At 68.1% G+C, this 12,320-nt stretch carries 13 protein-coding genes; 4 read left to right on the plus strand and 9 right to left on the minus strand.

What is annotated here, in order from left to right; translation table 11 throughout:
* From BR07_RS0121130 to BR07_RS0121145, 3 genes are all read right to left on the minus strand, one after another.
* The coding region (locus tag BR07_RS0121130; RefSeq protein WP_037187216.1) for an ice-binding family protein at positions 1–546 on the minus strand (546 nt) is incomplete at its 3' end.
* A gap of 586 nt (positions 547–1,132) precedes the next feature.
* Positions 1,133–2,470, minus strand: a complete 1,338-nt coding sequence (locus tag BR07_RS0121140) for a hypothetical protein (protein ID WP_155957138.1) — start codon at positions 2,468–2,470, stop codon at positions 1,133–1,135.
* Between the two features lie 296 nt (positions 2,471–2,766).
* Positions 2,767–3,165, minus strand: a complete 399-nt coding sequence (locus tag BR07_RS0121145; protein WP_027507121.1) for a hypothetical protein — start codon at positions 3,163–3,165, stop codon at positions 2,767–2,769.
* A gap of 276 nt (positions 3,166–3,441) precedes the next feature.
* On the opposite strand from BR07_RS0121145, the gene BR07_RS0121150 reads away from it, so the two are divergent.
* The 3 genes from BR07_RS0121150 (at position 3,442) to BR07_RS25840 (ending at position 5,385) form a co-directional block, all read left to right on the plus strand.
* Positions 3,442–4,101, plus strand: a complete 660-nt coding sequence (locus tag BR07_RS0121150; protein ID WP_197027860.1) for a TetR/AcrR family transcriptional regulator — start codon at positions 3,442–3,444, stop codon at positions 4,099–4,101.
* Between the two features lie 67 nt (positions 4,102–4,168).
* Positions 4,169–4,750, plus strand: coding sequence for a DUF6790 family protein (locus BR07_RS25835; RefSeq protein WP_051613672.1), 582 nt, complete (start codon positions 4,169–4,171; stop codon positions 4,748–4,750).
* Positions 4,747–5,385: a hypothetical protein gene (locus tag BR07_RS25840; protein WP_197027861.1), complete on the plus strand. Its 639-nt coding sequence runs from the start codon at positions 4,747–4,749 to the stop codon at positions 5,383–5,385. The genes BR07_RS25835 and BR07_RS25840 overlap by 4 nt, the downstream gene beginning before the upstream one ends.
* A 901-nt stretch (positions 5,386–6,286) precedes the next feature.
* On the opposite strand, the gene BR07_RS25845 is transcribed toward BR07_RS25840, so the two are convergent.
* On the minus strand, positions 6,287–6,589 hold the full coding sequence (locus BR07_RS25845; RefSeq protein ID WP_155957139.1) for a hypothetical protein: 303 nt from the start codon (positions 6,587–6,589) through the stop codon (positions 6,287–6,289).
* A gap of 353 nt (positions 6,590–6,942) precedes the next feature.
* Here BR07_RS25845 and BR07_RS0121175 point away from each other — a divergent pair, with 353 nt between their 5' ends.
* Positions 6,943–7,311 carry a histone-like nucleoid-structuring protein Lsr2 gene (locus BR07_RS0121175; protein ID WP_027507123.1) on the plus strand — a complete coding sequence of 123 codons (369 nt, stop codon included), beginning with the start codon at positions 6,943–6,945 and terminating at the stop codon, positions 7,309–7,311.
* 87 nt (positions 7,312–7,398) lie between these two features.
* On the opposite strand, the gene BR07_RS0121180 is transcribed toward BR07_RS0121175, so the two are convergent.
* Genes BR07_RS0121180 through BR07_RS25855 form a run of 5 tightly spaced genes read right to left on the minus strand, consistent with a single transcriptional unit; the run spans position 7,399 to position 12,300 of the window.
* Positions 7,399–7,917: a hypothetical protein gene (locus BR07_RS0121180; protein WP_155957140.1), complete on the minus strand. Its 519-nt coding sequence runs from the start codon at positions 7,915–7,917 to the stop codon at positions 7,399–7,401.
* 29 nt (positions 7,918–7,946) lie between these two features.
* Entirely contained in the window at positions 7,947–8,525 is a 579-nt protein-coding gene (locus BR07_RS26400) for a hypothetical protein (protein WP_051613674.1), read from the minus strand.
* Between the two features lie 24 nt (positions 8,526–8,549).
* Positions 8,550–10,175, minus strand: a complete 1,626-nt coding sequence (locus BR07_RS0121190; protein WP_027507125.1) for a peptidoglycan DD-metalloendopeptidase family protein — start codon at positions 10,173–10,175, stop codon at positions 8,550–8,552.
* Positions 10,172–10,474, minus strand: coding sequence for a hypothetical protein (locus BR07_RS0121195; protein WP_027507126.1), 303 nt, complete (start codon positions 10,472–10,474; stop codon positions 10,172–10,174). The genes BR07_RS0121190 and BR07_RS0121195 overlap by 4 nt, the downstream gene beginning before the upstream one ends.
* Positions 10,471–12,300 (minus strand): ATP/GTP-binding protein, encoded by a 1,830-nt coding sequence (locus BR07_RS25855; RefSeq protein WP_051613675.1) that lies wholly within the window; start codon positions 12,298–12,300, stop codon positions 10,471–10,473. Before BR07_RS25855 ends, BR07_RS0121195 begins: the two co-directional genes overlap by 4 nt.
* Between the last annotated feature and the right edge of the window lie 20 nt (positions 12,301–12,320).

A 12,320-nucleotide genomic window follows, 5' to 3' on the forward strand; every position in this document is an offset into this window, starting at 1 on the left:
GAGCGCCAGGATCGATCCGACGAAGGTGGTCGATGTCCCGAGGGCAGCGGATGATCCGACCTGCCAGAACACGTTGCAGGGCTGGGCACCGTTGACGAGGTTCACGGTGCTGTTCGACGCGGTGGTCAGGGTCGACCCCGCTTGAAAGATGAACACAGCGTTCGGGTCCGACTGAGCATCGAGTGTGACGGTGCCGGTGAGTCCGAGTTCGGTGTCCGCCTTGTACACACCGGAGACGAGTGTGCGGCCGCCGATCTCGACGGGCACGGCGGTCGGGGGTGTGCGGCCGGCGGCGTCGTTGTACGCGACGGTCAGATCGGCCTGCGCCTGCGCCGCGACGGGGTCTGCCCGGCGGATGACACCATTGGTGACGATTCCCGGTGGGAATCCGTCGACGGCGGATCCTGCGCTGACACCGACCGATCCGCTGATGTTCGACACGCCGGTGTTGGTCACGGCTGCGCCGGCCAACACTGCGAAGGGGTCGGCGGTACCGAGTCCGACGGTCGGCGTCGCAGCCGAGGCGACTGCCCCGTTGGTAAGCATCAGCGCTGCCGTCGCTAGTGCGGCCACCCCGACCAGAGGGGGCAAGGACCAGTTGAAGCTGTTGTGCGGGCGATGATTCGGGTGCGTCAAGAGGGATCCTGGTGAAGGAGAAGCGCGCGCAGCGAGTAGTCGTCGATGCGCTCGGGCACGCATCGCCGGCCCCCGACGGGCACTGGCGGTGCAGGTGAAACGTCCCCACGACGGTCGGCGTCGTTCCGCACCTCGATCACGAGGAAGATGCGGCGCACGAAGTCTCGTGAACACTGCGAAAACGGTGAAATTCGTCGACGCGCTCTCAGCGGAAACGACGGTGATCGAAACAGTGCAGCCCGCACCCGGAGGATGCGTCATGGCAAACGTTGCGTCTTGTTGCTGACGGTACACCCAAGCGACGTTTCACCTGGGGTTCTTCCGATTCCCGAATCCATGCTGCGAGATTGCACGTACTGGGATTAGGAAGTGCGCCGCGCATATGACGCCGTTCCTGCACGTGCCTCGACTCGTCCGCCTCATCACCGCCCACGAGCACGAACCCGGCCGGTAGACACCGCTGCGTGGCCGCACGAGGGACGACGGTGCGCCTGCGTCAGGAATCCCAGATGGGACCGAAGGCGGGGATGCCGCGGCGTTCGAACTCGCTGACCACTCGGTCGGTGACGGCCTTGTTGGAGACGATGATGACCGCGTCGGCGCCGGAGTCCACGAAAGCCTTGTACGAGAGGTCGAAGACGTCGGGTTTGCCCTGCTCGCTGGTGTTCCAGATGACGGCCTCCGGCTGCGATCCCTGCACTTCGTCGACGAGACCGTCGCCGTACGTCGCGCGCGGATTCTTGGTGACCCACACCAGACGTGCTCCTCGGGTGTCGGTGAGGAGGTGGCCGAGGGTCGGTCCGATTCCGCTACCGGTCGCGATGTAGAGGACGCGGTCGAAGAGCCTTTTGGCATTGGCGACACCGGCGGTCGGGATCCCACGTACCCATACGTGGGAGGGCGGATTCTCGATGAATTCACCCGTCCAGCCGCCCGCACGGGAGACGACCATGCGGTACCCGCTCTCGCCCGGAGCCGCGGGAACACACGCGAAAGGATGCCACCCGAGGAGCGGGTGACGGCTGATCGCGCGAGTGGTGCCCACGGCAGGGGTGAACCCGTGGTCGAGCCGGACGATGACGGTGTGATCGGAGGGGCGCTCGGTGGTGATCGCGACCTTGCGGAGCAGAAGCCACGGCCACACCGCCAGACTGGTGGACACCACCAGCATCCAGAAGATCGGGGAGGACACCAGCGCGTCGCCGAACGGGCGGGCCGGCCTGTGCAGATGGGCCAGGATCAGCGTGTTCGCCCAACTCAAAACCAGCACCGTCCACGTCCCGAATCGGTGCGAGGCCTCGAAGATGTCGTGGTGTCGGGTGCGTAAACCCGGTGAGGCCAAGACGCAGATGGTGATCAGCGTCAGGCAGACCGCGACGGCGATGCCCATGGACACGTCGTCGAAGCCCAGCACTCCGTCGAACCACGCCGGCGCCAGCTCGACCTGGTAGACCACGTACCAGAGCGTGCCGGAGATGGCGCCGCCGACGTGAAGGCCGCCCACGTGGTAGTACTGCGCCAGCCGCCAGCGCAGCCGCAGCGGCCAGGATGTGGGCGCTTTTGTCGCGAGGTAAGACAGCAGGTTCACCATCCAGTGTTGGCGCGGCAGGATCGCGAACAGGATGTTGACCTGGGAGATCGCCGCGATCACCTGCAGGCTGGGCGCGTCCGGTCGCCACCAGTTCGCACCCACACCCCAGAGGAACAGCGCAAGGTTCGCCGCGACCACACCGACGAAGAGCACGACGTACGTACCCACACGGGCCCGGCGTCGGCGATCGGGTTCGGCGAGGTTCGAGCCGTCGGCAGTGATCAGACCCGCGTCATTGGCCACGCGGCTCATCATTCTCCTTATCGTCAATTTCTGTCGCCGTTCGAGCAGTCGCACGAGACGGCTCTTTAGGACTCGACGACGCCGACACGTATCCGGTGGGCTGCGTTTCCCGGCGGAGGGCTTCGATGAAGCCGTTCACTCCGATTCTGGTCGTGTTGTACACCCATTGCGCTGTGAGCTGCGCGGCCGACGATCGACGAGACGTCGACGATGACGGACACGCGGGGGGCGTTGTCGACCAGTTGCCGCCGGGGATGTGCCGACAGAATCGTGTGGGAGGACCACGTCGAGGGTCCTCAGGGTGTGGGGGGTGTGAATCCCCTTGTGTCCCCGGCGGGGAGGTTCGTGACCGTCACACGTGCGCCGTTGTCGAGAAGGGCGATGGTGAGGTTTCGGTTCGTGCGGTTGTCGACGTAGAGAAGATCGCCCAGGCGTCTGCTGTCGGCCGGGAAGAAGGTCAAGTTTCCGTTCTCGCCGTCCCTGATGATGATCTCCCGGTACGGGATGATGGACGCCGAACCGACCGAGGCCCCGGTGGCCGGGTCGATGACGGCGACCGCGTAATGGCCACGATCGATGGTGGCGGCCGCGGGCGACGCGAGCAGCACCGGGGACAGAACGAGCGCGGCCGGGGCGAGGACGCGGCCGGCGATTTTGGCAACTGCGGACGCGGTCGGGTGCGGGGTGTTCGACATGAGGGCCGTGACCTTCTTTCGTGGGTGAGTGCGGCGTCAGCGACGGTCGAGCGACGAGTGGGTCGTGCGTGTGCGTCACCGGTCCGAACGGGCTCGGCCCTGACCACCGGTTTCGCTCCACTTGTCCGGGCGCCCTGCGAACGCTACGGGGAACCGGCACGGCAGGGTGAACGGTGTTCACCGTGACCTTTTCTCCGCCGTTACCGTGTGCGTGGTACCGCGAGTTCGCAGTACCACCGGTGCCGGACGGCGTCGTTTCGTGCAGGGGGAACTGTCTTGGTTGATCGCCGACCGAAGCGCCGTCAGGCCGGCCGCGGTGACGGGGCGCGGTTGCGTGAAGATCTGCTGCGGGCGGGCGGGGACATTCTCGCCGGATCCACCGGTGTTGCGGACTTGACCGTGCGTGCGGTGTGCGACCGAGTGACGGTCGCCCCGGCGTCGTTCTACTTGCATTTCGCAGGCCGCGACGAGTTCCTGTACGAGTTGGCCTACCGACGACTCGGTGATAGTGAGGCGACCCTCGCGCTCACCCTGGCCGCAGTGGACGATGCCTTCACGCGGGTGGAGTTGCGTGGGGAGTCGTACGTGAACTTCGCACTGTCCAACCCGGATCTGTATCGGGTGCTGTTCATGGGAAGCGGCCACGAGTCCACCCCGACTCGATTCGAGGAGGCCAGTACGTTCGCCGACACCGGGCTGGGGGCGTTGTCGGCCGATGTGGCCCAAGCAATGACCGAGGGCACCATCGCGGCCGGTGACCCCGACGCAGTGGCTGCGGTGCTGTGGATGAGCCAGCACGGCTTCGCCTCGCTGTTGATCTCTCTCCCCGACTTCCCCTGGCCCACGGTCGCGGCGTTACGCAGCACACTGTCCGCTTTCACCGGTGCCGCACTGGCCGGCCCGGAACAGCGCGGCCCGGTGCCGCCCACTCACTGATCGTTTCTCGGCCGCGCTCATTCGAGCGTGGGGCCCCGCACCATCCCGACCGACGAGGAGAACACCGATGTGGTCCGACGCCTGGAACAGTGCCCCCGACTACGGGCCGGTGGCTGTCCCCCTGATCAGCGTCATCGGGGCTGTCGTCAGCATCCGGCGACACCGCGGCGACCCCGCCGCGCCCTCGCCCGGTGACACGCTCCTGCTCTGGCTGTTGGTCGGAGTGGCAGGGGTCGGTGGCCTGGTGGTCACCGGCTCCCACGTGTTCGCCGCCGACGCCACTGCCGAGCAGATCGGCTTCCCCGCCGGAAACCCGTTCCAGTTCGAGGTCGCGATGGCCAACCTCGCTTTCGCCGTTCTCGGATTGCTCTGCGCGACACGAAAAGGGTCGTTTCGCACAGCAACCGCGATCGGATTCTCGGTCTTCTACCTCGGCGACGCCGTCGGGCACTTCGTGGAACTGGTGCGCAACGACAATTACGCCCCCTACAACTCCGGTCCCATCCTGATCGTCGACGTCGCTGTCCCGGTGCTGGTTCTCCTCGCGCTCTCCGCCGCCCACCGACACCGAACACGCCAACCGATTCGCACGGACCACGAGACAACAGTGGACCCGAACGGCGCTGCGGCACAACAGGAGATGCGATGACCACCCCCCACCCGATCGCAGATGCGGCAGTGAAGTTCACCGACAACCCCGCCGCGGGTTTCGTTCCCTGGATCGCGTTCTGGGTCATCGCCAGCAGTCCCAGCACGTGGGTCTACGGTGCGGCGGCGGCCGCCCTGGCGGGTGCGGTGATCTGCGTCCCGGACCTCCTCGCCCGGTCCCCAAAAATGCTCGACATCGCCACGACGGTGTTCTTCCTCGCCCTCACCGTCATCGGGGTGATGATCGGACCCGCGGAGGGTGACGTCGTGGACCGGTGGTCGAACGTCATCTCCAGCGCCGCGCTCGCCGTCATCGCGCTCGGCTCGTTGTTGTTCGTGCCGTTCACCGAGCAGTACGCCCGCCGGGGCGTTCCCCGCGCCGTCTGGACCACCCCCGCCTTCAAGCGCATCAACCGCGTCCTCACCGCAATGTGGGGTGTGGTCTTCGCTGCGATCGCTCTCAGCGGGGTCGTCGCCATCACCGCCCCCGCTACGGCCGACTGGACCAACTGGGTCATACCCATCGTCCTGCTCGTCGCGGCGATGAAGTTCACCGGCTGGTACCCCGACGCCGCGGCTCCTAACTCCCCGACACCGACTACCGCAGCCCGCGACGACCGGACGACGAGGGCGTAACGAACACGGCGGCATCGACCATCACCTGAACCAGGTCTTCGACTCGGATGTACGGCCCGTCGATGGCGCGGGGACTGCAGACTCGACCCCCCCCACGCCATCGACAGCGCGGGATTCTCGGCGCGGCGGAGTTCGCCGCGATGCGTCTGTTGCCGCGGCCTCAATGCAACGAACCCTACGTTTGAGTTATTTTTCGATCAGCCCACTGCCCACACGTGGACCGGGCCCGACAGTAAAACTCACGTGCGGGGGTTCCGGGTCAGTTGTCTTGGGGTGCGCGCTCCACCCGAGCGACAATCGATTCGGCGAGCTCGCGCATCGAGGCGGCGTCGCCGGGGGGGGGGGCATGCCGAGCTCTGACATGGTCCAGTGCCCATAGGCCAGAGCGAGAATGCGGTACGCGGCCTTGCTGTACAGCACGTCCGGTCGATACGGGTGATCGGCGGCCACTGCGTCGGCGACTGCGCAGTGCAGATCCATGTACGCGGCACGAATCTTCCGACGCAGATTCTCGTCGAAGCGAGCGGAGGCGATGAGTGCGTCGATGGCGGCGTAGTCGTCATCGACGGTGGTCGGTGCGACCCTCGGCGAGCCAGGCGTCGACGCAGGCGATCGACACCGGAAGCCGGGCCCACCGAACCCGAACAACGATGTCTCGGCCGGTAGGCAACACTCCGACGCCACCCGAGAGTTGTCGGTGACCGGCCGGTTCGCGCGGAGTCACAATCTGGGCACCGACGACGGAACTCAGCGACGGCGGGCGAGCCCACCGAGACCGGCCGCTGAAACGGGAGAGCCTCGCTCGATTCTCGGCAGCACCCCCCTCGCGCGAGCGGCGGTACAGATCCGGCTAGCTGCATAGCTGTACAGCTGCCTAGCTTGCTACCGAGTGCGGCCCGACTCAGAACATCGCCAGTTGAGCGGGGTCGTTCGGCCTCCCCCGCCGCGTGGACACGACGCGGATCGACGAGGGGGCGTACCCGGCCGCCGCCAGGATCGCCGACCTCACTGCCTCACGTTCCCGCGGCGATATCGACGGCCGGCGAAATTCCGTCAGCCATCGGGCGGTGCCGGGTTGCGGTGCGCTCACGACGCGGTCGGTGAGCCGGTCGAGGAGAACGTCGACGCGATCCTGAAGAACCGCCGCGGCCTCCGTGACCGCCGCGGCGTAGACGGACGGCGGGACGCCGCGGCGGCCGGTCACCACGCCTCCCCTCTCGCTGGCGCAGACTCGTCCCGGTCGGTGTCCATCCCAACAACGTTCGCGGTATGCGCCAGGATGATCACCCGACAGGTGTCAGCGACGATTTCGTGAGGAAGCGGCGGCCCTGCCAGCGTTCTGATGCGCACGGATGCACTGTGCACTCCCCCACCGACAAACACGTGTCCACTTTCGGACAGCACAATTCGTACCGTCCATCTCGTATTTGTTCCAACCCTCGGCCTGTTTTCCTGGCGAGGTACGCCGAACGCCCGGCCTCGCAACTATAGGTACGCGAAAAGCCGTGGTAGAACTCGACAGAGCACAGTTCACCGCGACGAAGAGGACCTTTACCCGTGGCCAAGCAATACGTCGTCGAATTGACCGACGACATCGACGGAACCGCCATCGCCGACGGCACCGGAGAATCGATCAGCTTCTCGGTCAACGGAGTCGACTACAGCATCGACCTCAAGGACAAGAACGCCACCGAGTTCCACCGCAAACTCGACTACTACATCCAGCACGCCGAACGTGTGGGTGGTCGCAAGCGCAAGACCGCCACCCCGAAGCCGTCTGCAGCGGCCGAATCGGCGCCGTCAACGAAACGTGATCCCGAGCAGACCCGCGCCATCCGTGAGTGGGCGAACGCGAACGGTTACACCGTCAACTCCCGCGGCCGCATTCCCGCCGAGGTCGTCGAGGCCTACGACTCCGCGAACTGACCCCCGCCACGATCCCCCGCGGTTCCTTGCGACGCCGTCCCTAGCGTGGTGGTCGTTGCATCACGCCCGCGGGGGCCACGACACCAGTCAGCGGGCGCTCAACGCTCCGGTGACGGTGGTCATCTCGGCGGCAGCGCGCCGTAGATGCAGCATCGTGGTCCGGTCGGGTCCTGCTTCCCACGGCACCGGTGGCCCGGACCGGACCATCAGGTAGCGCACGACGGACTTCACGGTGTCGGCGATCGCGACAGCGAGCACCCGATATCCGGCGGCCGGGTTGTCGCAGGTGCAGTCGGCCAATTGCAGCACGTCGCAGAGGTCGTCGAACGCCGCCCGCGCTTCCCACGACGCGATGTCCGCATCACGTCCGAGGGCGACGTACCAACTCTCGGCGGCGCGGCACACGTGACCACGGGCGGTCTCGAGCGCTCCGGCCAACTCCGGGTCGGCGTCGACGGTGCGATGCACCAGGCGCAGCGCGAACGCCACCGTCTGCACGTCTGTGGGGGTGAGGTCGTCACCCGACGGCACCGACATCAGCGCGGCGGCGGCCGCAGCGACAGGTGCGGTGTCGCAGCGACCCGGTCCGGTGTGTTTGGTCTGCATCGGTCGGCCTCCGTCGCGGTCGTGGGCGGTCACAGGGTGCTGCTCAGGATGCGGTAGTTCGCTACTTTCCACGACTCCTCGACCCGAGTCAGCGTCACGTCGGCGGTGTAGGTGGTGAACGGGGTGCTCTCCCGCGAGCGATGCAGCACCGTCTGGGAGATGGTCACCGGCACCGTCGCGGTGCCCCCGTCGACAACGGTCTCGCCGGGCGCTTCGACGGCCGCGGTGACGGTGTCGTCGCTGCGCGCCCACCCCGCCCACTCGCTCATCAGACGCGGCGCCGGCGTCGGGGGTGTGGCGGCGGCGGTGGCCATCGGCCCGGTCAGGAACGCGCTCTGGGTGTGCAGGGCGTCCCAGGTGGAGTCCTGCACCGACGGTTGCCAGGTGTAGATGCCGGCCATGACCACGGTGGCCACCGAGGTCGGATAATCAGCAATCGGGTCGATGGCGAAACCGGCGTCGGTGCCGCCCCGCTCGCCCTCACCGCGGGTGGTGCCGGTCAGGACGACCAGCGCAGTACCGACCGCGATGAGGGCGACGACGGCGACGGCCGCGAGGACGGCGGCGGCGACGCCGGGTGTGCGGGTGGTGGTGCGGTAGGCAGGCATCGGTGGTGTGTCCGTTCTTTTCGGTCAGCGGGCGAGGTCGTAGGCGGCGGCGGTGCCGCTGATGGTGGTGACGTAGTTCTGTGTTTCTGCATAGGGCGGGATGCCGCCGAACTGTTGGACGGCGCCGGGTCCGGCGTTGTAGCCGGCGAGCATCAACGCGACCGGGTCACCGGTGATGGCACCGGATTCGATGCCCGGCCTCAGTGTGTCGGCGACGGCGCAGTTGTAGCGGCCCTGCGCCATGACCGCGTCGCCGACGTCGTTGGGGTCACCGGCCCCGGCGGGCCCGGTGACCTGACCGGCCTCGTCGACCGGGTAGCCGTAGGAGGCCCAGGTGCCGGGGAGGAACTGCGCGTACCCCTGCGCCCCGGACGGGCTGGTCAGCCCCGCGGTGAACCCCGACTCCTGCTTCAGTTGCGCGGCGAGGATCGCCGGGGACAACTCGCGGCACTGCGCCGCCGAGAGCGGCAACCATCTCTCGAACTCCGGCGGGATCTGCCCGGCGGCGAGGTCACCCGTGCCGCCCAACCCGGCACCGGGGGCGGTGGTGCAGCTGCCGTTCGCCTTCGGTGCCGATCCGGCCCCGCCGGGGGCGGGTCCGTAGGTCTGCCCGGGTGCGGGCGGGCCGTGGCCGGCGACGGTGACGTGGACGTGGTCGAAGTGGTTCTGCGTCGGTGATCCCCTGTCCTCCATGATGTTCGGCTCACCGGTCGACGGGATGTACTGCTGACGCCAGATCATGTACTCGATCTGCAACACGTCGCGGTTGGCCCACAGGTAGTCCTTGACCTGGTCGCCGAGGGCTTTGCCGTCCTCGGTGGACCAGTTGTCGATCGTCACGTCGACGGCTCGGCCGGAGGGGTGGTCGTCGAATCCGCCGCCGTCGGCGCGCCACCCACCGATACGGGTGATCTGCGGGAACGTCGCGTGGACGGCGCGGGCGACGCGGACGGTGTCGACCTGGAAGTGCTCTTCCGAGCCGACGGAGGCGGGCAGCGCGGCCATCTCCGCGGCCCCGGCGGCGGTGTCCGGGGTGGACGGTGGCGAGGACGGCGGCGGCGACGGTGCCGACCCGGGCGCGCCGGTGCCGGGGTCGGCCGCGGCGGCGTAATAGGGGGCGGGGTCGATCGCGTGGCCGGGCGCCCACCCGCCGGGGTGGTACTCGAAATGCAGGTGCGCCCCGGTGGACTGGCCGTCGTTGCCCTCGTTCGCGATGTGCTGCCCGGCGGTGACCCGGTCCCCGACCTTCACTAGCACCCCGTCGGCGAACATGTGGCCGTAGACCGTAGAGACGAGCCGGCCGTCGATGTTGTGGTCGAGGACGATCCAGTTGCCGAACCCGGACGCAGGTCCTGCCTTGGAGACGATGCCGTCGGCGTAGGCGTAGATGGGGGTGCCGACCGGGCCGGCGATGTCCATCCCGTTGTGCTGAGTTCCCCACCGCGCCCCGAACGGACTGGTCACCTGCCCGTCGGAGGTCTTCATCGGCTTGGCGAACGACCCGGCCGGTACTCCACCGGCTGTCGAGCTGCTGCCGCCGCGCGGGATGCACGGATCGTCCGGGTCCGTGCCGATGGTGGTGACGAACAGGACCACGAACAACGCCGCCGCGAGCGCCGTGACCAGCGCGATCGCCCCGCCCTTCTTCATTGCGCTGCGATCGAGCGAGGCGAGACGGCGGCGAGCCGGTCGGTCAGGTCACGGTTGACCCGCAGCAGGCGTTCGATCTCCGCTTCGGCGGCGCGGAGCTTGGCGACCACCTCGTCCGCCGCCGGTGCGCGGGAGGGCCCGAACTCGAGCTTGATCCACCGGTTCACGGTGTTGACGTGCGCGCCGATCTGCTCGGCGATCGCGGTCACGCACTGGTCCCGTGAGGGGTAGTTCGGGCGGGAGGAGCGGTAGGTCTCGAGCGCCCACTCCTTGACCTCGGCGCCGTATTCGGCCCTCATCGGTACACCGGCCCGATCGCTTCGTCGCCGGCCGCGGTGGGAGTGGCGGCGGTGTCGAAGTAGTCGGCGAAGCGGGCGTTGGTGTCGTGGACACCGGAGTCGATCTCGAGGTCGGTGAACACCGTCTGGATGGGGATGCCAGGAGTGTTGTCCTTGGCCACTTTGATCAGGAACTTCCCCCGCCCGATCGGTGAGCGGGCGGTGCGCCGCTCCGCCGACCGCAATGCCGCCCCGCGGGACCAGGAGGTCACCATGTCCTGCTCGGCGGAGGTGAACTTCAGCTCGCCGGAGAGGCGTTCGACCTCACCGATGGGCAGGCCCCCGCAGACGACCATGCCGGCGCGGTCGATGAACCCCTTGGCGGTCTTGATGTCCGCTTCGGTGGGCAGGGTTTCGAGGTCGCGGCCGGTGTGGGTGATCATCAGCAGCCCGGTGGCGTCGGTGCGATTCAGGCGGGAGATCTCGTTGACGCGGGCGACCATGCCGGGTCCGGCGCCGATGACCTGCCACAGCTCGTCGAGGGCGAGCAGGAACAACCGCTGCCGGTCCAGGCCGGCGTCGGCGAGCAGGTGCGCCGCCTCCACAGTGCCGTAGGCATCGGCCCAGCAGGAGAGCATCACCGCGGCCTTGAGGGCGGTGTCGCCGCGGTCGAGGGAGGAGACGTCGATGCAGATCATGGGGACGTCGAGGTCGAGGGGCTGGGAGGTGTGGTCGGCGAAGATCGTCCCCAACGGACCCGAGATCAGCGCCCCGAGCGCCTGCATCAGCTCGGTGATGTGCGCCCGGTATCCCTCCCGGGTGGTTTGGTACGTCGCGCGCCGCATCGCCTCCGATCCGGTGTCGATGCGCTGGTAGAGGTCCCGGATCAGCGGCGGGTTCGCGTAGTCGAACCCACCGTCGGCGCCGTAGAGCTCGTCGAGGGCGATACCGATGATGGAGTTCTCGAACGCCCGCACCGAATGGGTGTCGTAGCGAATCAGCTCGATCAACGCGCACACCGCGTTGACCTGCCGCGTCCGCACCGTCAACTCCGCGGTGCCGAGCAGCTCGCCGAGGTGATCGACGCGCGCGGTGTCCCCGGCCGCGGCGGCGTCCGTGCGGGCAGCCCGCAACCGCACGACGGCGTGGCCGAGGGTGCCCGCGGCGAGAGGGTTGAGGTGCCCACCGCCGTGCCCGAGGGTGACGACCTGACCGCCGAGCATGGTGGTCAGGGCGACGTATTCGGCTTTGATGTCTCCGGCGACGATCGGCGTCTGCCCCCACGCGGTGGCCCCGAGCAGCACCTTGCGGATGAGCGAGGACTTCCCCAGGCCGGGGAGGGAGAGGACGAACATCGACGGGTTGGCGATGTGGTTGTCGCGGAAGTACGCGAACGGATCGCACGCGACGGCTTCTCCGGTGACGGCGTGCTGGCCGACGATGGTGCCCGAGTTCGGGGCGGCCGCACCGATGGCCCACGGGTTGAGCCCGCACAGCTGCACCGACGACGCCTCGTACTCGATCGGGGCGGGCACCGAGGTCATCCGACCGCCGCCGGCGCCCCGTGCCCCGTCCGCCGTGGTCGTCAGCGCCGACCGCCAGTCCGGGTCCGCGCGATGTTTCCCTTGCGGCGCAGCGGTGTTGGAGCCGGAACCGGCCTCGTCGCTGTGGGTGTTGCGCCAGCGGGCCAGGCCGATCCCGATGCGGCTGAGCTTCGCCGGTTCGGGCGTCTCGCCGGCCTCGATGCGGGCGGCGAGGTCGGCGTAGTCGAGATCCGGGATGAACCCGCGCCGCCGCGGCGGCTCATCGGAATCGGTGGAGGCTCTGCGGGTGTCGGTGAGTGTCATCGGTGGTCGCCTTCTTCCGA

The organism is Rhodococcus sp. UNC23MFCrub1.1, from assembly GCF_000686025.1.
Lineage (GTDB): Bacteria > Actinomycetota > Actinomycetes > Mycobacteriales > Mycobacteriaceae > Rhodococcoides.